We start from the raw sequence: 21,060 nt of genomic DNA, 5'->3' as shown, positions 1-21,060 counted from the left end.
CATCGTCACAATGCCACCGGATCTGCTCCAGCGGATCGCGCTATCGACAACATTTTTACGTTGTGCTGCTTCCGTAGCGGCAGATTGGCCGGAGATGGCTCCCATCTCATAGCCGTGCACACCCACATACGAATGACTGATTTTTTGGACCTTGTTACTTAATTCATCCGGACTCTCCAAATAATCATGCTGACCAGTGATTATTTTTTTCCCCGAGATGCTGATTAAATAGCTGTATAGTTCACGGGCCTGAGTAGAAGTGTCCGAATTAACAGGTTGTAATGCAGCGGCATTCGCCACAGACAGAGATTCACCAAAACCGACGGGCAACAAAGAAAAAAGCATAACTACGGGGAGTGCATGACGTATCAGTCGATACAGAGGAATAAAATTGAATCTCACTTTTTGCTCTTCCTTTCGGTAGCCAGGCTGCCATCCCTGCGGAAGGCCCTTTAGCTTTGCGTACCTGCCTTTCGACAGGGCTGCGTTTATCGTTGGAAGGAGTTTGGATTCCTTCTTACCCTAAGTATCGACTTTTTTTTACCAAAATTTAATAGGTCAAGTGCATGAATTTACAGCTTTTCGCGCATTTTCGACATTTCGGGTTATGAACGTTCGTTAGTTTTGTTTCTTTTTCATTTTCACAAAAAAATTTATGAAATAAATTGGTGACGGGAAATTTCATTCCAATCCATGCAAAAACGTACAATATCCTCCTCGACCAGCTCAGACCCCGTCTGCACCTCAATCAAATCCACATCGGTCACGGCCAAGATGCTATGCTTCGTTCCTTCAGGAATACGCACGACATCACCAGCCTTCACTTTGTGCAGCTTTTCATTCAAAATAATTTCCGCTTCACCACTAATAATGGTCCAAATCTCACTGCGTTTGAAATGCAACTGGTAGCTGATATTTTTACCTTTTCGCACGCGGATTCGTTTGGTCAGCACCTCGTTGCCTTCATCATACTTAACATAATCCACAACCCGATACTGCCCCCAACGACGCTCCTCGTACATCGGCCGCTGATCATGAGCCTTAAGCACTTCCTTAATACGCGGGCTTTCCGCCTTATTGGTCACAAGAATGCCGTCCGGGCTGGCGGCAACAATGAGATCATTGGTCCCGATAATGGCCACAGGAATGTCCAGCTCGTTAATGAGACTGGTGTTGACGCAATCCTCCGTGACTACTCCTCTGCCCACTTGCTGATGGGACATTTCCTCAGTGAGCGTATTCCAGGTACCCAAGTCCTTCCAGAATCCATCATACGGAAGAACCACAATGTCCTTCTCCTTCTCAACTACTTCATAGTCAAAGCTGATTTTTTCCAGAGATGCGTATTGCTTTTGCATTTCTTCATAGTTCAGCGGCAAGCCCTTGGCTGCCAAAATATCAAGCAAATAGCTTAATTTGAATGCAAAAACCCCGCAGTTCCATAGAGCATTGCGTTCAATTAGACGCTCCGCCTGCTCACGGTCGGGTTTCTCTTGAAAATGGCTCACTTCGCGGTAGCCTGTGCTACCTTGGGTGGCATCATTTTTCGGAATAATATAACCATATTTCTCAGAGGGATAGGAAGGGACGACCCCAATTAATGCAAGCTTGCCTTCACTCTCTTGAAGGGTGTGCTCCAACTGGGCAACTGTAGCAAAGAAAGCATCCTCTACATAAGGATCTACAGGCAATATAGCAATAACCTCATCAGGCGAAACACCAGCGATGGAATACAGATAAGTCGCTGTCAGCGCAATGGCAGGAAAGGTATCTCTACGTTCAGGCTCAACGATGATGCGTGTATTCTGTCCGACCTGACTCTGGATCATTTCGACTTGGGCTCTCCCTGTCGCAATAAACGAGGAATGGGATAACTGGTTGTCCCCCAACTGTCTCCATACCCGTTGTACCATAGATTCCGAAACCCCCTCCGGGCTCTCCAGAACCTTCAAAAATTGTTTGGAACGGGAATCATTGGACAAAGGCCATAATCTTTTACCGGAACCACCAGACAAAAGTACGAGCTTCATAACTCTCACTTCCTCTCTATAATGTGTGGGTGATCGTTCTGATGATGAGTTGACTACCCGCTACGGTATGGATTTGATCTTACGATCGCTGTTGCCGTGGGATTCTTCGGATTATATAAGACATCTAGTTGTAAGAATCCCTCGTCAAAGGCGACCGCTCCGCTTCTCCAGATTCAAATCCATCCCTACGCTACTCAAAAATGCATCATGCCGATCATACCGTTTATTGCAAAAGGCACGACCGGACATTATTAAGTCCGGTCAGCCTGTTAATGTTCGAGCTCGGCGTTTGCCTGCCGTGCTTACAAGCTTAAAGTAATCGGGGTTTTGTAACCCCTCACCGAGATTGCCTTCGGCAACCGCAATGGCGCCTTTGCCCCACAGGAGCAGCATAGCGTATCCGCATGGTAGGCTTGCTCCACAGGAGCGGCGCGGCACAGTTGAAGCCGCTCCTTCCGCTACGCCCTCCCTGCTCCCACCCCATAAGGTGGGAGATTAAAAATCGTGACTCCATGGCGGAAAACAGCGGAGCGGGCAGAATTGTTCTGTAGAAGCGTCAGCGTTTGCCTTTATCCCCGGATTTTAACCTTTGAATGTTTTATACAATCAAAAAAATCCGGGGGTAACAGCAATCGGAAGAACAATCTGCACGCGTAGCGCCTCCAACACCGCCAAAGTCACTTTTTAAGCCTCAACCTTATCTCTGTTCCACCCGCTCATCCGCGGACGACCCACAGAGTAGTATTCCAGCCCGGAGCTTTGAATCTGATCCTCTGTGAATATATTACGACCGTCAATCAGAACAGGCTTGTGCAAAAGGGAAGCCAGTTGTACGAGGTCGACTTTTTTGAACTCTTCCCAATCCGTCAGCAAGCATACGGCATCGCTTCCTTCGGCGGCTTGCTGCGGGGATGAGCACCATACAATATTCGGGTGATCCACACGCTCCTTGAACTTATCCATCGCAATCGGATCATACAGCTTCACAATAGCGCCTGCCTGAATGAGCGTTTCTACGATTTCCAGAGCAGGTGCCTCACGAATGTCGTCTGTATTCGGTTTAAAAGCCAGGCCCCAAATACCAATCGGCACGCCATGCAGCTGACCCAGCGATTCACGCAGCTTGGATACGATCATGAAGCGCTGGTCAGTGTTAACCTCGACCACTGATTTTAACAATTTAAATTCATAATCTACATTACCCGCAATTTGGATAAGCGCATTGGTATCTTTCGGGAAGCAGGAGCCTCCGTACCCGATACCTGCTTGCAGGAAAGAGGAGCCAATCCGTTTGTCCATCCCCATACCGTCAGCCACGCAGGTAACGTCTGCGCCAACTTTTTCGCAAATATTAGCAATTTCGTTAATGAATGAAATTTTGGTTGCCAGAAATGCATTGGATGCATATTTGATCATTTCAGCACTGCGGATATCCGTCACATAGATTTTATCTGTAAACACCTGGTGCAGCGTAACCATCGTTTCACGCAGCCCTTCGTTGTCCAGACCTATAATGACACGATCCGGGTGGAGTGTATCGTTAATGGCAGAGCCCTCTCTCAGAAATTCCGGCGCGGATACGATGTCGAAGGACAAATTCGTATGCTGAGCCAACACACCTTTGATCTTTTCGTTCGTTCCAACAGGTACGGTACTCTTGGTCATAATAATCTTGTACCCGTTCATCGCTTTTCCGACATCGGCAGCAGCCTGCTCAATGTAAGACAGATTTGCCTCACCGTTAGCCAGAGAAGGCGTACCTACCGCCAAAATGACGATATCCGACCGACGTACCGCATCGGCCAAATCCGAAGTGAACTCCAAACGACCAGCTTCCAGATTCAGCGAGATCAATTCCTCAATGCCAGGTTCATAAATCGGAGATTCTGCCCGGTTCAGCATGTCGATTTTATATTGCTCCAGATCGACACAAATCACCTCATTACCTTTATGTGCAAAACACACGCCCGAGACGAGCCCAACGTATCCAGTACCGATTACAGCCAGCTTCATTCCATTCATCCTCCTTTTAGAAAGTTCACATAGGCTTGCTCTACATACTTTTTCAATTGATCCTTGAACGTATTTTCATCAAATTTACGGGCATGGGAGATGATGTCATCCACATTCCATGCATGCTGCTCGACCCTAGCGACTGCCTCCAGCACATCGTCCACCTGATGTTTGCGGAAAAACACACCGTTCACATTAGGGACAATGGTATCCAGCGCGCCTCCGCCCTGAAAAGCGATAACAGGCCGTCCGGCTGCATTCGCCTCCAATGGCGTAATACCGAAGTCCTCTTCACCCGGAAAAACGAGCGCCCGGCATTCTGCCATCAGCTTGTTGACCTCTTCGTCTCCAAGTCTGCCAAGAAACTCAATGTTCGGGGAGGCTATGCCTTCCAGTCTTTTACGATCCGGTCCTTCACCGACAATCCGCAGCTTGAGTCCATTGCGCTTGAATGCCTCAATCGCCAGGTCAACGCGCTTGTAAGAGACTAAGCGGGATACGATCAGGTAATAGTCACCGATGCTTGTAGCACGTTTGAAACGGGATGTATTAACAGGAGGGAATATGACATCCGCCTCCCGTTGGTAATAGTGCAGAATTCTCCGTTTGACGACCGAAGAGTTGGCGACAAACTGGTCTACGTTGCGAGAAGTTTTGGCATCCCATGTTTTCAACCGATTCATGTACAGCTTTAGCATGCTTTTGAGTAGGTTGGATTTGGACTGCCGGGCCATATATGTATCGTAATCCCAGGCAAACCGCATCGGTGTGTGACAGTAACAAATGTGAAACGTATGTTTAGGTACCTGGATGCTTTTCATAAATGCGCTGCTGGAGCTTAAAACGATGTCGAAATCCCTAAAATCAAAATCACGGATAGCGATGGGATACAGCGGCAGCACTCCTTTGAAATTGGCCTTCACTCCCGGGATGTTCTGCAGCCAGGTGGCTCTAATATCTGCATCCTTCAAGTTGCTCGACAGGCGGTCGTCGCTGAACACCGTTGTGAAGATCGGAGCCTCCGGATACATATCGTGGAATACCTCTACCACCCTTTCTGCCCCGCCCATTTGGATTAAGTAATCGTGTGCTATCGCTATTTTCATCTGAATCATCCTTTAACGCGAATGTCGGTCAGACTCCTGCCAACAAACCCTTATAGTAATGAACTATATCCTTCACCGTGTTCTCGATGACAAAATGCTGCTTGACCCGTTCCATCCCTTTCTCACCCATTTGCTGACGCTCCTGTGGATGCTCCAGCATCCAGCGGATGGCGGTCTCCAGCTTGGCTGGGTCGCCCGGTTCAATGAGCAGTCCGGTTTCGCCCGGCACTACGGTTTCCTTGGGTCCACCCTCATTTGAGGCAATCACCGGCAGTCCTGCCGCCATGCCCTCAATGATGACCTGACCGAACGGCTCCGGCGTAATAGAGGTATGAATCAGCAAATCACAGCGTTGCATCAAGCCTTGAATGTCGTCGACGTGTCCCAGCAGATTGACATTATCCAGCCCGTATTCACGCATCGTGGATTCCAAGCGGCTTTTATATTCCTCTTCACCGAACAATGCATCTCCGGCCAGCCAGAATTTCACCCGCTTATCCGGTAAAAAGGAGCGGGCTGCTTCCAGTAAAATATGCTGCCCCTTCCATTCCGCCAGTCTGCCGACCAGTACGACGTTAAACGAGTCATCGCTCCGTGAGCTTGCAGATGTATCACGAGCTGTGATGGCTTTGGCAAAAGCGGAGTAGACGACGAGCGTCTTTTTGTCCGGGGGCAATTCCAACGCACTTAGCGTGGATTTTGAATTGGCAATGACTCCATTAGGCAAAAAACGCGACATCAGCCGAATGCCTTTGGCTACGATCGGCTTCAGGTAAGGCGGACCAATATGGTCACGGATGTGCCAAATCAACGGCAGCTTTGCCGACTTGGCAGCCACTGCACCATACAACGCAGACTTGAGCGAGTTTGTGTGAACACACACGACCTTTTCCTCGCGGAGCAAGGGCGCAAGCTTTCTGCCGTAAACCAGCAGTCGATAGGCTGCCGCAGGCGCACCCAGATTCACGGCGTTCCGTCCCCGATTACGAATCGAATCGTCCAGCGGAACAATACGTACGTCAATATCACGCTGCCGAAGCCGATCTGCCAAATCGCCCTCCTCCGCCAAAATGACAAGCGGGTCGATATGTTCCCCGATGTTCGTCAGTATGTTATACAGCGCGACCTCACCGCCGCTCCATCTTGCTGTATGGTCAATATAAGCCACTCTCATCATTTCGCTGCCGCCCTTCTGTCAAGGACCTGCCGGAACACATCTTCCACCTGCTCCGCTACATGTCCCCACGTATATTTGCTCAGCACATGGTCCCGGCACTCCCTTGCATTCGGAAGAAGCTCAGGATGATCCAGCGCACGCAGTAGTCCCTGAGTAATGGCCTCGCTGTCTGTTCCCTGGAACAATAGCTCGGGATGGAATCCTCTTAAAATTTCCTTGTTGCCGCCTACAGGAGTAGCCATTACCGGCAGCCCTGAAGCCATCGCCTCCACCGTGATCAGGCCGAAGCCCTCCAGTGCCTGTGTCGGCACCACGAATAGATTTGAAGCCTGATGATACAGCGGAAGCTCCTCATCTGATACATAACCGAGCAGCCTTACGTGGTTATGAAGATTGTATTCCGATACCTTGGAAGCCAATTCCTCCATCAGGGGGCCCTTCCCCCCAATCAGCAGCAGATGATCAGGATGACGCTCCGTTACCCGTCGCCATGCTTCCAGCAGCTGTAGCAAGCCCATTCGGTTAACAAGACGACGCACGGTCAGCACAATCGTCGCATTTTGTGGCAAATTCAGCCGTTCCCGCACCGCTCCCCGATCCTCTGCCGGATGGAACCTTTCTACATTCGCCGCACCGGGAATGATATGTATTTTGCTAAGCGGAACCTTATAGTGCTCATGCAAAATATCCCGAAAGGTCTCACTCAGCACTATAAATTTGTCCGCCAAACCATAGGCCTTCTTCTCAATAGATTTTGCCAATGTCGTCTTCAGCAGATGCTTAAGGCCCTGCCCTTCGATCTTCATTTCCTCTGTCCACGGGCCGTGGAAGGTAGTAACTACGGGAATTCCACGTTTTTTTGCCTCCAACGCCGGCCCGACACCATAGGGGGCAAAATGGGAATAAAGCACATCCACAGGCTGTTTGTCGAACAGCTCTGCTGCATATTTTTGCATCAGATCTCTACGCTTCCAAAGGGATTGCCGATTGCTCCCAATCGAATGAATTCGGATACGGCCTTGGGCCTGCGGTTGCTCGTCAGTACAGATCAAAGCATCCAGCGTATTGTGCTCTGCCGTCAGCTGCTCACAGATGGATTTGAAATACGTGTTTAGACCACCTGGCTGCAGGGACGGCCAGCTAAGCCCCGTTGCCGCAATGCGAAATCCGTTATTGTACGACATAGCTGGTTTCTCCTTTCTGCTCAGTCTGTTCGTCATCCACAATCTCTATCTTTTTCCGCCGCTTGGTCAACTCATAATGCTTGAAGCAGGCGAGAAATTCATACATTACCCAGAAGACCGCTACGGCAAAACCTGCCAACCCCTTGCGATATAAGCCCTGAACAAAATACTTCTGTACAAAGCGGGCAGGAGGACGCAGCAGCAGCCGGGTAATCCGAAAGGATTTGCCTTTGTTAAAAGCCGTCTCCGCTTCCAGGTCCGTATATTTGTTAAAACGGGTCATATGATCGCTGATGCTGCGGAAGCCGTAGTGCCATAATACCCCGTCCAGATGGACGATCTGGGAAGAAGCTACATCCGGCATTTCATGAACAAGACTGTTCGTAATGCCATAAATACGCCGATTGTACAGACGAACCAGGTACTCGCCTTTGTTCATCCATTTGCCGAGAAAATCGCCAATCCGAAACACGGAATATGCTTTGGCCGGATCATGGAGTGCTTCCTTCACCTTCAGTAAATCTCCAAGCAACTCTGCGTCCACCACTTCGTCCGTATCAATCAGAAAAATCCAATCAAATTCCGCCTTATCAACGCCGAACATGCGCTGCTTTGCATAGCCCGGCCACGGGTTGGAAAACACCCGACAGCCCAATGATTCTGCTACCTGAATCGTGTTGTCCTTGCTCCCTCCGTCAATGACGACGATATCGTCCGCAAAGGGCTTGCAGGATTCAATCGCAGCTGATATGCGAATGCCGTCATCCTGAGCGATAATAACTACGGATATCCGATTGTCCGCGGGAACGCTAGACATGTGGTTCATTAGCGGGTGCCTCCTTCTTTATCTAACCGTTAACTGGCTTTTTCCGGATGTAGTGTGACATCGTTGATCGGAGCCATTGAAAATCTTGTTTGGAAATAACCAGTCTTGGAATTTTCATTTTCAGAACGAATTTAACATTGCATAAAATGAAAACGAACCGTAGAATCCCCGAGGACAGCATAGCTATCCCTGCACCCGTCAAGCCGTATCTTGGAACAAGTATGGACAACAATGGAATAACGAGCGCCAATCCGACCCCTTGTAAAATGGTCACCAGCTTGGGCTTACCCAGCGCCATAAATTGTTGTGCCAGTACCATAGTTCCTCCACTGATAGCAACCTCAAGCACCAGAAACCGGAATACCGTAAGTGCTTGTTTAAACTCTGGACCATATACCAATGTAAATACAAATGGAGCAATCAGCATCAGCATTCCAGCAGCCAGAACGGTTAATGTCGAAGTCACGCGAAATGCCTGAAACGTGATTGCCACCGCCTCATCCTTATTCAGCCCGGAGGCTTTGGGGAAGAGTACGACAATAATTGAGGTTGAAAATACATTTACCATGCGGGCCAGGCTGACTGCTACCGCATATAAACCGAGATCAGCCGGTCTGAGCAGGCCTGCAATCAGAATCTGATCAATATAAATAGAAACCTGCCCCATCAGATCGTTTCCGTATGATCCCATACCGTAGGTAAAGAGATTTTTGAATTGTGTCCAGCTGTTCTTTATCTTTGGTTTGTACAGCCGGATCATTCGAAGCGTAACACCGATATAAATCGGCAAACCTGGCAGTAAATAGGCCAGTGCTGAGGTGTACGGACTTATATGACCTGTGAGAATCAGGATCACCAGACCCAGCAGCGTACAGAGCGGTACGAGATAACGAAACAAATTGTACTGCTTGTATTCCGATCGAACTTGCAGCAGTGCATTATTGATTTGTGAAATCGCAATGAGCGGACACATTATCATGGAGCATTGTGCAAACAGTATGACCGTTGAGGAAAAGGAGCGCAGCCAGTAAGGAATCAGAAACACTCCGACGAGTGTGGCCAAGCCGCCGAATATCGTAGCCAGCAGCAAGGCGAGTCCATACAGCTTGCCCGTTTCCTCCGGCTTTCTTTTCGCATTGTAGATCAAGGCAGACGGTACACCGAAGCTCATGCAGAAGGCGAGGAACTGGGACCAATTCACCATTGCGGTTTGTTCCCCGCGTCCGGTAGGACCCAAGAATCGGGCCGTCAGTACGCCAGTCAGCATATTCACGACGAGAATCAGCATGCTGAATATCATCGTTTTAACTGCTGCCGAGCTGTTATCCTTGCTTTTGGCAAAGCGGATCACCGTAGACCACAGTGTCCGGACAGGTGTGGATATTGTTTGTAAGTTTTGCACAGCCTTTACCTTCTTTCCGCGATTACATCTTTCGCCCACAGTCCTATTCCGATCATCATCCAGATCAGATAGCCGCGCATACCGGGAAAACCGTTATCCGATATCAGACTGGCTACAGCTCCGGCCCACGTGGCCAGCGCCAATCTGATGTAAGGCTGAGTGGAATCTCGCTCGGCAATACGGACAAGGAGACGCTTGATGATAACGAACAGGCCACCGAAGAAAAAGAATGCTCCGAAAATACCGAAGGTGAGGAAAATGGCAATATAGCCATTATCCATAATCCCAAGTTCACCGAGATCGCCGCCGTTATCCAGCTTGGTTCCAATTCCTACACTCCCGATCCCCTGTCCGACCGGATTGCCCACAATCGCCGGAAGCATCGTATTAAGCAGATCCAGGCGCTCATTGTACGAATGATCCTGTTGAATATCCGTCAAAGTCTGCATGCGGGCCACCAGACCCTCTGCTCCCGGGAGCTTGGGAACAATAATGTAGAGAAGAAGACCGACGACTGCTAGTTGAATCAGGGTCTTCCACTTTCCTTTAGAGGATGAACTGAGAATGTAAGCCAGCAGCATGACGAATGCAATCAGCCAGGCCGAGCGTACCAGCGTGACCAGGAGACACACAACCGTCAGCAGAATGCCAATCCATCCCAATGTGCCGCGCCACCGTTTTTCCATCAGCATCGGCACAAGGGCCATCGCCAGAAAAATAGCGCAGGGACCGGGCGAGTTCATGGAAGAGAAAACTCTAATTTGAAGCGGCTCTGGTATGCCAATGGAATTCATTTCAACATGATTCATCCAGAAGGCATCCCAGGGAGGAACCGTCAAATACTGAATAATGCCGTAAATCGCCACAAGAACAGCGATATTGGCATATGAATACAGCAGCCGGTCCAGCTCCTTTGCCTTCATGGGTTTAATCGCAAGATAAGGAAGCAAGAGCAAAGGAATTATATAGTTAGCTAAGTCATAAGCAAAAACAATGCCATTTTTAAACAACCCGACGACACTTCCGTAGCCCAATTCTATGCCAAAGAACACAGCAATCCGGGTCAGGGGTTTTTCCACCTCATGAATGCCCCGCAGCACAGGAATAATCAACATGCTGCTCACTAGCAGTGGTGCCAGGCTCAACAAGGAGACCGAATGATACGTCCCTTCCATCCAGTCCACAATGCGACGGATTTCCGGTCCCACTGCCCACACCAGCAATGTATAAGGAATCAGCAGCCGTGATTGAAAGATCGCCAGCAGGAAGGCTGGAAAAACGAGTGCTAGCAATATGGCTCCCTGCTGGCTCATGGTGGGATTCAGCTTGGCGCTGACAAATCCGATGGCGAGTGGCAGCATGCAAGCCAGCAACCCCGAGCCGATCATGCCGATTCCACGCCGATTCCCCAACAACATGGAAATCTGCTGATCTGCCAACCGAATCATATTTCTCACCCTTGACCTCCCTTCATCCGCTCCTGTTTGAACATTTCCTTAAATAGCAGAATAAGAAACTGGGAATCCTCAATCAAATATCTTTTCCACAAACGTCTAGGCTCCTGAGACAACCGCCAAAACCATTCAAATCCCGTCTTCTGCATCAGCTTCGGTGCCCTCTTCACATTTCCAGACAAAAAATCAAAGGTTGCCCCCACCCCAATCGAAATCGGAGCGCGGTAAGTCTCGTAATATCTGTAAATCCATTTTTCCTGTTTAGGCGCACCTACGCCGACAAAAACGATATCCGGGCGGGCCTCTTGAAGTAAACGGATAATGTGCTTGTTCTCTTCCTCATTTTTCTCAAAGCCATAGGAAGGAGAATAGCAGCCCACCACATTCATATTCGGATACGATTCCTGGAGATTGCGCATGGCCTTCTCCGGTATACCATCAGCTGCCCCAAGGAAAAACAGTCGATAGCCGCGATCCTCAAATGCCTCTCCCAGCCGGGTGAACAAATCCGATCCCGACACCTTTTGCTTAAGGGGCTTTTTCAGCAGCTTGGACGCCCATATGATAGGCATTCCATCGGCCACTACAGCTCCTGCGTCCGAATATACCTTGCGGAATTCATCGTCCTTGCGAAGCTTGATTACATGATCGACATTACAAGTCAAAATGTAGGAATGACGCTGATGTACAATCGAAGTATCTATAAATTCGAGTAGATCGTTAAAATCATAATTATCAAAGTTGACATCGAACATGTTCACTCTGCTCATCGTATCACTTCTCTTTGCGAAAATCGGTTTGAGTAGATGTCTGGTATAACGCGTTCAAATACCAGCAAAACGGAATAATCATCTGAACTGTCGACAACGTGTTATCTGAAAATGAATAGATCAGAAAGCCCGCAATTAAGCTTGCAAAATAAGGTTTGATTGATTTGACAAGCGACCGGTAAATGAGAACGAACACGACCAGCAATGAAAGCATTAATAGCCCGCAGCCGATATATCCCGTGTCAAAATAAAATCGTATATACTCGTTATGCGGTACAACAAAGCCATTGAATAGTGTCCCGTCGTTCGCGACCGTCACGGCACCAAGTCCTCTGCCTGACCACGGGTAATCATGTACTTTGTTCAAAAAATATTCCCATGCCTCCGAGCGCCCCGACAGGTCAATGCCTGTATCGGTCTCCCGCTCGAAGGAGCGTTTTTTTAAATTGTTCCATTGCAGGGCCACCGCCCCCAGAGCAACCAAAAACGATCCGGCCAGCGGTAGCAAATAATTGACTCTGCCCTTGAGGTACTGACGGGTAATATCAAACAGATACACAGCAAACATCAGCAGCAATGCCAGAATCGGTCCACGAGTACCGGTGGCGATCAAGATCAGGAAATTCAACGCCAGTACAGTGTAATAAAAAGCAGCCTGCTTCGGTTTGAGCTTGACTTCAATCAGAGAGACGGCAATTCCGAGAAAGGAGAGCATCGCCAGATGTGGCGGTATGTTCGCTCCTTGTATTCTCACCGCACCCGTAAATTCTACATCGGTAAACGAATGCAGCCCTACGGCCTGCAAGCCCAGCCCAATGATTACACTGATGATCGGCAATAGACTGATCAGCCGGATATGTTTATCCGCTACATCCTTTTTCCATTGAATTAATAGAAAAATAAAGGGGAGCGATAATCCGACGAACGCCTTCACTACAATCGAGTTCGTCAGTAAAGGCAGCCATGCTGAAAATCCAAATGTAATCCCCAGCATAATCACCAATGCCCAGACCGGATAGCTGAACTTGAGACGAATGCCATACACGAGCATGCAAGGCACCAGCAGAACCAAAATGCCCAATTTATACAATGACAAAATCTCGATGCCGAACACGCCACCCTGATACAGGGAATCTACCGATACCGCTGTACTTAGCAAAACCGCATAGCTGATGCGCTCCGGGTGGTGGATCGAAACGACCAGTAGAAGCAGCAAGCATACCGCAGCAATACTGACTACCGGCTGATAAGTAGCCGCAACTCCTACAGCTAGAGCGCCCAGCAGAAAAATAAAAACATGCTGTATGGTGTTTATTCTGGAAGTCCAAGGATAATTACTCATGTTCAATCTTTCACCCCGCAGCTGACTCGCTTTTCCGGTTGCGCAATGTATCCAGCGTCCCACGAATACTTTCAAATCTGCACCGGTTCAACAGCTTCCTGCCCTCAGTACGTGCCAGCAGAGAATCCACCGTGATGTATAACACTTTGGCTGCCGTCTTTGCCATCAGCATTACGTTGCCGAGCAATCCCACAGCCTGAGCAGCGTTAGATATGCCCTGACAGTAATAGCGATTCATGATCCATTCCTTCGTTAACCGTGTAGCCGGAACAAAATGCTTCACAGCCATGTGAGGATGGTACATGATCGTCCCACCATTTTTACGAATTTGCTCAAATACCCACGATTCTTCACCAGACAGAAGGATATCTCCCTTTCTGCCCAAGTGAAGCGGGAACATGACCGCAGCAAAGGCCGTTTTACGCATGGCCATATTGGCTCCAAACGGATTCAGTCCCACCGGATATTCGCGGACCGCTTTCCCCAGATCAATAATCGTATAGGGAAGCTCAAGCGGACCTGTTAGCCAACCCGGTCGTTCCGTCTCAAACATAGGCTCAATTTTCCCACCCATAGCCGTCAGCTCGGGATTGTTCCCGAAGGCCGACATAATTGTTTGCAGCCATGTAGCACACGGGATCGCATCATCATCCAGAAAAGCAATGACTTCTGCTCTTGATAACGTAATGCCCGCATTACGAGCAGCAGACAATCCTTGTTCGCGCTCATAATGATATCGGAGGTGAATATCCTGACCATGTGCAACACTAAATTTTTTGATCGTTGCCGCTGTATGATCGGTGGATCGGTTATCGACCACAATGATCTCGGCCAGTGCAAGGTCCTCCAGCTCCAACAGGGACATTAACGTTTTTTCCAGCAGGTCCGCCCGGTTATAGGTGCAAATAACGACGGATACTGCGGGACATCGCTTGAATGAATCCATCAGTAAGCATCCTTGGAGAACAGCATTTTAACGCCTGTTTTCATGATGATTTTAAGGTCGAGCCACGTATTGCGAGCATGAATATACTTCAAATCCATTTGCACCATTTCTTCGAAGCCTACGCTGTTACGTGCGCTTACCTGCCAGTATCCGGTACATCCCGGTGTTACAATCAGGCGTTGTTTGTCGTAATCAGAGTATTGTTCGACCTCGCTGGGCAGCGGAGGACGAGGACCCACCAACGTCATGTCCCCGACCAATACATTCCACAGCTGCGGAATCTCATCAATACTCGTCTTGCGCAAAAAGCTGCCAATCTTCGTAATCCGAGGGTCATTTTTAATTTTGAACATGGCGCCGCTCACTTCATTCAGCTCCATTAAGTCCTTTTTCAGTTCCTCGGCATTGGACACCATGGAACGGAATTTATACATGTTGAACAGCTTCTCATTCTTGCCCACCCGAATTTGCTTGAAAAACACGCTTCCCTTTGGATCTTCGAGCTTAATCAGCACGCCCACCACCACAAAAAGCGGAAGCAGGATGATCAAGCCCACAAAGGACAGCAGCATATCAAGGAGACGCTTTGTGACCAGGTAAGACGTTTTATCCTGAATTTGGGTATTTCCGTATGGCATGTAAAACGCTTTACCTGACATGACAGCCTCGCCGTCCTCCGGTAAATTTTCCATGCTCATGCTGACGTACCTCCTCTCAACCTGCTGTAGTTGCTTTCTCGGTCTTTTTTAACCATTCATTCATGGCCTCCATAACCGGATACTTCAGATCATCGCTGGCGAGTGCAAATTCAAGTGTGGTCAGAATATATCCGAGACGCTCACCTACGTCATAACGCGTGCCTTCAAAGTCATAGGCGTACACGCGCTCGCTCTGATTCAGCTTTTGGATTGCATCCGTCAACTGAATTTCGCCGCCAGCTCCTTTTTCCTGAAGATCGAGATATTTGAAAATTTTCGGCGAGAACACATAGCGACCCATAATAGCCAAGTCGGATGGTGCTGTGCCTGGAGCCGGTTTTTCTATAAAATTGTTCACTCGATACAATCGTCCGTCCTGCTGATCCGGCTCAATGATGCCATAGCGGTTCGTGAATTCCTGCGGAACCCGCTGTACACCGATCACGGAATTTTGGGTTTCCTCATACTGGTCCATCAACTGGCGCAGGCAAGGCTTCTGACCTGTTACGATATCATCGCCCAGCAATACACCGAACGGCTCGTCCCCGATAAAACGTCTAGCGCACCATACCGCATGTCCAAGACCTTTGGGCTCCTTCTGGCGAATGTAGTGAATTTCCACTCCCGAAGAGCGCTGTACTTCCTCCAGAAGCTTCAGCTTGCCGTCCTCCAAAAGCTTCGATTCCAGCTCAAATGCGTTGTCAAAATGATCCTCAATGGCACGTTTGCCTTTACCCGTAACGATGATAATGTCCTCAATACCAGAAGCAATCGCTTCTTCAACGATATATTGAATCGTGGGCTTATTGATGATTGGAAGCATTTCCTTCGGCATTGCTTTTGTGGCAGGGAGGAAGCGTGTACCTAACCCTGCTGCTGGAATAATGGCTTTTTTCACTCTCTTCATCATCGCACTCATTCTCCTTGCTGCATCGAATTTTGGTGTTGCTTACTTCACCTGATTCATCACAATTCCAACCAGTGTCGCACTGGCCTGCTCCATGAGTTGCTTTGTTTTGCGTAGATCATCACGTTTGGTCCGGCCGTGTTTGGCAACGAGAATCACACCATCCGTCATGCCTGCAATCAGGCGCGCATCCGTGTAGTTCAACGCTGGAGCCGAATCGAGCAGGATCATGTCATATTCACGTTTAAGCTCTTCCAGCAGATCTGTCATGCGTTCGCTCCCCAGCAAATCTGCTGCGTTATACAGGGTGTCTCCACCGGGAACAATAGACAACTCCAGTCCGCCATGTCTAACGATCGCTTTGGAAGAAGCGCCGCCGCGCAAATAAGCCGACAAACCTCCTGTATTCTCCATTCCGAATATCTCGTGCAGTGCCGGTTTGTGCAGATTGCAATCCACCAAAGCCACTTTCTTGCCTTCTTGTGCAAAAGTGACTCCGATGTTGGCGAGCAGCGTTGTTTTGCCCGCTCCGCTTTCCGGCGAGGTCAGCAGTAGAACCGTTCCGCGGTCCTTGTGCCCCATTACCTGCTGCCGGATGTATGTACGGAGGGAACGAAATGATTCAGAGATATACGATGAAGGATTGCTTTCTGTAATCAACATGTCATTCAATCGCAGCATATTTACGCTCCCCTACCCGTTCTTTAAAATTTCCGGTGGCCCCGTCGGTGTCCTTCTTGCGGATGACCGGTATAGATCCAATCACCGGAAGACCGATGTCTGCATCTGCCTCTTTTTCCGACCGCAGCGTGCCGTTAATGCTCTCAAGGAACACAATCGTGCCCAGTGCAATCATCAGCGATACGAGAAAGCTAATCGCAATATTCATGAGCGGACTTCCATTAGTCGGGGCAGGATTGGCCTGCGGGTCCGCTTCATTCAAAATTTTCACATTATTCAATCCCATCAATCCCGGAACCGTCTGCACGAATTTCTGGGCTACCGCGTTGACAATAGCTGCGGCCTCTGGATAGCTTCCGGCCTCAAATGTCAAGCCGATAACCTGACTTTTATCCGAGGATTTAATCTGGAGCTTCTCTGCCAGCTTTTCCTGCGTCAAACCGAACTCAGGATGAGTCGCTACGACAGCCTCCATAATTTTAGGTGAAGTGAGAATTTGCTTGTAGCTTTCCACCAAATTAAGACTTGTGTTGACGTCATTCAGATTGTTGCTTCCTTGCTTGCCGGAGATATGATTAACCAGCAACTGGCTTGAAGCAGAGTAGACTGGTTTCACGACATTGTCGCTCACAATATAAGTCGTTACACATGAGAGGATGACAAAAATCGCAATCAGCCACAATTTTTTTTTGATCAGGACCAGGTAATCCAAAATGGTTTTCTCCACAAAAATCCTCCCTCCTATACAATTTCTCTTCTTATTTTAAGTATGACTTTATTGTAACAATTTGCTTTGTGGACGACATGGAACTGAACGGCACTTTCTCCCTCACTACAGGGGAAGGGGATTGTATACTTTTGGCTACGGCATGGTATACTTTTGTACCATGCTTTGTCGATTGCGAAAAAAGAAATCGAAAAAAAGCCCCAAAACCACCCGAATTGGTGATTTTGAGGCTTTTTTTCTGCTGCTCGCACATGGAAGTGCATCGCAGCTTATGATGTCAGCGCATTATCATATTGGTTGGCTCGTACTTCGCCAGACCAATTGCATTGGCATACAACGCTGCCTGCGTACGATCCGCCAGCCGCAGCTTGGCCAGAATCTGACTAACATGCTTTTTGACAGTAAACTCACTGATAAATAACCGGGATGCAATTTCGCGATTGCAGGCGCCCTGCCCCAGCTCGACCAACACTTCCTTTTCCTTCGGTGTCAGATCGTCCGTTAGATTGCCCGCATCCTCGCGCAGCTTGTTTTCGAGAATAGTTGGATCATAATATTTGCGTCCTTTGTTGACAAGGTGAATCGCGTAAATTAGTTCCTCAGGCAAAGCCTCCTTAAGCACATAACCGTCCACGGAAGCTTCCTCCGCTTTCAGAAAATCTTCACGTGTTGCAGAAGAGGTCAGCAAAATAAATTTGCTTTTGAACCCGCGCCCACGCGCGACCTTGATAATATCCAGACCTGATTCGTCCGCTAGCTTTAAATCCAGCAGCACTAGATCCGGGTCCGTTTCCTCGATCACTACAAGCGCTTCCTGCTGATTCTGGGCCTCTCCCGCAAACTGAACATTGGGCTGCATGGATATAACAGCAGCAAGTCCTTTCCGTACTAAAGGATGATCATCGACAATGACAATTTTCATGATTCGGCCTCCTGTCTACAGTTCAGGATTTGCATAATCCCTATGTATCCGATTGTTACCGCAGATTGTGTATTGCAGAATGTTCACACATCTTATTCAAGGATTTTGCAAAATCCCTATTCATAAGCATTTACCGGAATGGACAATCGGATTTGTGTTCCCTCTCCGATTCGACTAGAAATATCAAATTCGCCTCCCATCGATTGAGCTAAATATTCCATATTCATCATGCCCAGGCCCCCGCCTGCACTGACCACCTCACCTCCTGCTACCATTCTCGCCGTCTCAAACCCTACTCCGTCGTCATGGATAGACAGTCTAATCACTTGGGGCGTCAATTTTAACTTCACATCAATTCGTTTGGCCAATCCATGCCGGATTGCGTTCCCCGCCGCCTCGGAAATGATGCGGAACAAAGCCTTTTGGTACAAGTACGGAAGAGAATAATGATCCCCATGAATATCAAAGTCGATTTGTACATGGTTCAGCTTGGAGAGCGTATGCAGATGGCTTTTCACCGTCCCTAACCAAGTTGAGCCTCCGCTTTTCTTTGAGCTTAGGCTATGAATTGCCCCCTTCAGCTCCCTGACCGCTTGGTTGGCAGATTGCTGAATTAGCTCGATTTGCTCCTCCACCTGTTCCTTAGGCTGATGACACCAGGTTTGCCGGAGAGAATGCGTTGCGTACACAATGCCAAACAAACTTTGTGACACATTATCATGCATTTCATTCGCAATCCGGTTTTGCTCATTCGTCACAATCAGCTGGTTTTCAATACGCTCCAGCTCGTAGCGCTCCAGAAACACAGCACTCAGCTCGGCCAGGAAAATCAGTTGTTGTACAAGCCAGCGTCTTCCTGTCAGACTTTGATCCGGCCCCAGTTGGAGACCGATAGTCGCTACAAAACGGGTCGTCATCGGTACTGTGATCATCAGAAAATCGCCCCATTCCGGCAGGTGTTTGAAAAATGGTTCACGCTCTTCCCTGAATTCCTCCCGATAATTCCCCAGCACCTCGAACAGCTGCTCCTCTTCCTCTACCGTCCAGCCTGTCTGGCTGCTTGCCGGCGCATCCTCCTCCTGACTATCTAACCAGAAGAATGCACGGCTCTGCTTCGTCAGCTTAACGGTATAGTCCGAGATGACTTGCCCCAGATTCAATGCGTCATTGTGACTGGTCGTCTCCATGATGTGGTAAATCGACTTGATATGATCCATCGTCTCATTGGCTTGTTCCTTTGCCACCTTCAGTTCGTCTTTCATGACACCGACAACCTGCATAGCCATCATAGTCACAATCAGTACTAAAAACAAATTGATGTTTTGCAGTGCAAGATCCCATAAAAAATATTGACCTGGTGTAAAAAAGATATAACAAAATGTGAGCACCAAGCCGATATAAGAAAGGAGGAGGGTCCAACTATACCTCATAGAAAGGTGGGCACAAGCCACCAACATAGGGGTTATAACATACCATTTGAATGGACTATCCATCCCTCCCGTCGGGAACAGCAATAAAATGATCCCTGCGGTTTCTAACGCAATGCAGCACTTCAAGACCATATTATGAAGCCTGAACTTGCGGTAGATCCACGTAAATAATGTAACAGAAAAGAATAGAAACACAATCAGTAATAGCTTCTGCCACACGATTAATCTGGATTGTTCGAACAGAAAAACAAGTGACGTTAAAGATAATGATACATAACGGTACAAAAAAATCATTTTGTCTTCTGCTGACTTCTTCAACTTCATCCTGTCACCCTATTCTGTGTTTTGAAGGGACGATGGGCGTATTGGGTCTGATTTGTGCACTATAAAAAAATCATAACCAATCCAAAAATAAATAACAAGACATAAACTCTTACGTAAACGGTTACATTCTAAAAAATTTGGTACTTTTTATAACATATTTACCGTTTCAGGAAACCATTTTCGGGGTAATGTCAGAATTCATGACGTTTGTCAAGGGTATAAATCACATTATTTCATCAAACTAAAAAAGGGGCTTGCTGGTACCACTGTGATTATAACAGCGGTATTCAGCAAGTCCTTTTTTAATAAACTGGGTGGGTCTTCATTAGCCCCCGGCACGCGCCAATTCACGCATATTGGCTTCAAACGCTGCCAGCAGGGCTTCGTCCCCTCTCAAACCAGTTGCTTCTTCTTTTTGAATCTGTTCAAGCATACGCTTGTAATCCTTTGGAATAACCCGTACAAACTGCTGAACCGCAGTCTTCCAGTCATCCAAAATACGTTGTCCCGCCTCACTGCCCGTATAAGTGACATGGCGCTGAATCAAGCCACGCAGCTCCGCTGCTTCCGCAGGGTCTTCCACACCTTCCAGCAATACCATTTCCAGATTACAACGGTTCAGGAACGTTCCCTCAGGATCATAGACATATGCAATTCCTCCAGACATCCCGGCTCCAAAATTCCGTCCGGTTCCCCCCAGTACAACTACACGCCCGCCCGTCATATATTCGCAGCCATGATCGCCGACACCCTCGACAACAATACGTGCCCCGGAATTCCGAACGGCAAAGCGCTCTCCAGCAATTCCGCTAATGTAAGCTTCCCCGCTGGTTGCTCCATATAAGGCTGTATTTCCAATAATAATATTCTCTTCTGCTTTAAAGGTCGCTTTGTGAGATTTTCTCACAATGACCTTACCGCCAGATAGTCCTTTACCAACGTAGTCATTGCTGTCGCCTTCCACACTCAGCGTAATGCCTTTCGGAATAAAGGCTCCAAAGCTCTGACCTGCCGATCCAATAAAGTTAAAGCGAATGGTATCTTCAGGCAGACCCGCTGCGCCATACTTACGGGTGACCTCGCTGCCCAGAATTGTACCTACCGCCCGATTCACGTTCGTT

General features: G+C 48.4%; 19 protein-coding genes, 1 pseudogene and 1 riboswitch. All 20 genes and pseudogenes read right to left on the bottom strand.

Annotation, left to right across the window (positions count from 1 at the left end):
* Positions 1-402, bottom strand: a 402-nt coding sequence (locus L693_RS0123890) for a glycosyl hydrolase (protein ID WP_025720602.1), incomplete at its 3' end; no start/stop codon positions are given.
* 14 nt (positions 403-416) lie between these two features.
* A riboswitch (cyclic di-GMP riboswitch) is annotated at positions 417-497 on the bottom strand.
* A 156-nt stretch (positions 498-653) separates the two neighbouring features.
* On the bottom strand, positions 654-2,030 hold the full coding sequence (locus tag L693_RS0123885) for a sugar phosphate nucleotidyltransferase (RefSeq protein WP_025720600.1): 1,377 nt from the start codon (positions 2,028-2,030) through the stop codon (positions 654-656).
* Between the two features lie 261 nt (positions 2,031-2,291).
* Positions 2,292-2,468, bottom strand: coding sequence for a hypothetical protein (locus L693_RS30220; protein ID WP_155983926.1), 177 nt, complete (start codon positions 2,466-2,468; stop codon positions 2,292-2,294).
* 246 nt (positions 2,469-2,714) lie between these two features.
* On the bottom strand, positions 2,715-4,043 hold the full coding sequence (locus L693_RS0123875) for a UDP-glucose dehydrogenase family protein (protein ID WP_025720598.1): 1,329 nt from the start codon (positions 4,041-4,043) through the stop codon (positions 2,715-2,717).
* Positions 4,044-4,048: 5 nt separating this feature from the next.
* A complete protein-coding gene (locus L693_RS0123870; RefSeq protein WP_025720596.1) occupies positions 4,049-5,149 on the bottom strand; it encodes a glycosyltransferase in 1,101 nt (366 codons plus the stop codon).
* A 28-nt stretch (positions 5,150-5,177) separates the two neighbouring features.
* The gene (locus L693_RS0123865; protein WP_025720594.1) at positions 5,178-6,326 is read right to left on the bottom strand and encodes a glycosyltransferase family 4 protein; all 1,149 of its coding nucleotides are present in this window, start codon (positions 6,324-6,326) and stop codon (positions 5,178-5,180) included.
* Positions 6,323-7,510 carry a glycosyltransferase family 4 protein gene (locus L693_RS0123860; RefSeq protein ID WP_025720592.1) on the bottom strand — a complete coding sequence of 396 codons (1,188 nt, stop codon included), beginning with the start codon at positions 7,508-7,510 and terminating at the stop codon, positions 6,323-6,325. The genes L693_RS0123865 and L693_RS0123860 overlap by 4 nt, the downstream gene beginning before the upstream one ends.
* On the bottom strand, positions 7,497-8,336 hold the full coding sequence (locus L693_RS0123855) for a glycosyltransferase family 2 protein (protein ID WP_025720590.1): 840 nt from the start codon (positions 8,334-8,336) through the stop codon (positions 7,497-7,499). Before L693_RS0123855 ends, L693_RS0123860 begins: the two co-directional genes overlap by 14 nt.
* Before the next feature lie 22 nt (positions 8,337-8,358).
* On the bottom strand, positions 8,359-9,738 hold the full coding sequence (locus L693_RS0123850; RefSeq protein ID WP_025720588.1) for a lipopolysaccharide biosynthesis protein: 1,380 nt from the start codon (positions 9,736-9,738) through the stop codon (positions 8,359-8,361).
* A 5-nt stretch (positions 9,739-9,743) separates the two neighbouring features.
* Positions 9,744-11,186, bottom strand: a complete 1,443-nt coding sequence (locus L693_RS0123845) for an O-antigen ligase family protein (RefSeq protein ID WP_025720586.1) — start codon at positions 11,184-11,186, stop codon at positions 9,744-9,746.
* Positions 11,187-11,191: 5 nt separating this feature from the next.
* Positions 11,192-11,962 carry a WecB/TagA/CpsF family glycosyltransferase gene (locus tag L693_RS0123840; protein ID WP_025720584.1) on the bottom strand — a complete coding sequence of 257 codons (771 nt, stop codon included), beginning with the start codon at positions 11,960-11,962 and terminating at the stop codon, positions 11,192-11,194.
* A gap of 4 nt (positions 11,963-11,966) precedes the next feature.
* Entirely contained in the window at positions 11,967-13,304 is a 1,338-nt protein-coding gene (locus tag L693_RS0123835; RefSeq protein ID WP_025720583.1) for an O-antigen ligase family protein, read from the bottom strand.
* A gap of 10 nt (positions 13,305-13,314) precedes the next feature.
* Positions 13,315-14,250, bottom strand: a complete 936-nt coding sequence (locus L693_RS0123830; RefSeq protein ID WP_025720581.1) for a glycosyltransferase — start codon at positions 14,248-14,250, stop codon at positions 13,315-13,317.
* A complete protein-coding gene (locus L693_RS0123825) occupies positions 14,250-14,948 on the bottom strand; it encodes a sugar transferase (protein ID WP_025720579.1) in 699 nt (232 codons plus the stop codon). Before L693_RS0123825 ends, L693_RS0123830 begins: the two co-directional genes overlap by 1 nt.
* 16 nt (positions 14,949-14,964) lie before the next feature.
* Entirely contained in the window at positions 14,965-15,855 is an 891-nt protein-coding gene (gene galU / locus L693_RS0123820) for a UTP--glucose-1-phosphate uridylyltransferase GalU (protein ID WP_025720577.1), read from the bottom strand.
* 42 nt (positions 15,856-15,897) lie between these two features.
* Positions 15,898-16,536 carry a CpsD/CapB family tyrosine-protein kinase gene (locus tag L693_RS0123815; RefSeq protein ID WP_025720576.1) on the bottom strand — a complete coding sequence of 213 codons (639 nt, stop codon included), beginning with the start codon at positions 16,534-16,536 and terminating at the stop codon, positions 15,898-15,900.
* A complete protein-coding gene (locus L693_RS0123810; RefSeq protein ID WP_025720574.1) occupies positions 16,520-17,263 on the bottom strand; it encodes a YveK family protein in 744 nt (247 codons plus the stop codon). Before L693_RS0123810 ends, L693_RS0123815 begins: the two co-directional genes overlap by 17 nt.
* A 277-nt stretch (positions 17,264-17,540) precedes the next feature.
* The gene (locus tag L693_RS0123805; RefSeq protein WP_025720573.1) at positions 17,541-18,185 is read right to left on the bottom strand and encodes a response regulator; all 645 of its coding nucleotides are present in this window, start codon (positions 18,183-18,185) and stop codon (positions 17,541-17,543) included.
* A gap of 116 nt (positions 18,186-18,301) precedes the next feature.
* Entirely contained in the window at positions 18,302-19,939 is a 1,638-nt protein-coding gene (locus L693_RS0123800; protein WP_025720571.1) for a sensor histidine kinase, read from the bottom strand.
* A gap of 325 nt (positions 19,940-20,264) precedes the next feature.
* A pseudogene (locus L693_RS28470) lies at positions 20,265-21,060 on the bottom strand (glutamate synthase subunit alpha); the annotation flags it as partial.

It is taken from the genome of Paenibacillus sp. 1-18, assembly GCF_000520755.1.
GTDB lineage: Bacteria > Bacillota > Bacilli > Paenibacillales > Paenibacillaceae > Paenibacillus > Paenibacillus brasilensis.
The sequence above is the reverse complement of the archived record's forward strand: the minus strand, read 5'-3'. Positions and strand labels throughout refer to the sequence as shown.

Bases quoted from the DNA above. Each gene is read 5' to 3' on its own strand.
- L693_RS0123885 (WP_025720600.1), bottom strand. From the start codon at position 2,030: ATGAAGCTCGTACTTTTGTCTGGTGGTTCCGGTAAAAGATTATGGCCT.
- L693_RS0123875 (WP_025720598.1), bottom strand. From the start codon at position 4,043: ATGAAGCTGGCTGTAATCGGTACTGGATACGTTGGGCTCGTCTCGGGC.
- L693_RS0123870 (WP_025720596.1), bottom strand. From the start codon at position 5,149: ATGAAAATAGCGATAGCACACGATTACTTAATCCAAATGGGCGGGGCA.
- L693_RS0123865 (WP_025720594.1), bottom strand. From the start codon at position 6,326: ATGATGAGAGTGGCTTATATTGACCATACAGCAAGATGGAGCGGCGGT.
- L693_RS0123860 (WP_025720592.1), bottom strand. From the start codon at position 7,510: ATGTCGTACAATAACGGATTTCGCATTGCGGCAACGGGGCTTAGCTGG.
- L693_RS0123855 (WP_025720590.1), bottom strand. From the start codon at position 8,336: ATGAACCACATGTCTAGCGTTCCCGCGGACAATCGGATATCCGTAGTT.
- L693_RS0123845 (WP_025720586.1), bottom strand. From the start codon at position 11,186: ATGATTCGGTTGGCAGATCAGCAGATTTCCATGTTGTTGGGGAATCGG.
- L693_RS0123840 (WP_025720584.1), bottom strand. From the start codon at position 11,962: ATGAGCAGAGTGAACATGTTCGATGTCAACTTTGATAATTATGATTTT.
- L693_RS0123835 (WP_025720583.1), bottom strand. From the start codon at position 13,304: ATGAGTAATTATCCTTGGACTTCCAGAATAAACACCATACAGCATGTT.
- L693_RS0123830 (WP_025720581.1), bottom strand. From the start codon at position 14,250: ATGGATTCATTCAAGCGATGTCCCGCAGTATCCGTCGTTATTTGCACC.
- L693_RS0123825 (WP_025720579.1), bottom strand. From the start codon at position 14,948: ATGAGCATGGAAAATTTACCGGAGGACGGCGAGGCTGTCATGTCAGGT.
- galU (WP_025720577.1), bottom strand. From the start codon at position 15,855: ATGAAGAGAGTGAAAAAAGCCATTATTCCAGCAGCAGGGTTAGGTACA.
- L693_RS0123815 (WP_025720576.1), bottom strand. From the start codon at position 16,536: ATGCTGCGATTGAATGACATGTTGATTACAGAAAGCAATCCTTCATCG.
- L693_RS0123805 (WP_025720573.1), bottom strand. From the start codon at position 18,185: ATGAAAATTGTCATTGTCGATGATCATCCTTTAGTACGGAAAGGACTT.
- L693_RS0123800 (WP_025720571.1), bottom strand. From the start codon at position 19,939: ATGAAGTTGAAGAAGTCAGCAGAAGACAAAATGATTTTTTTGTACCGT.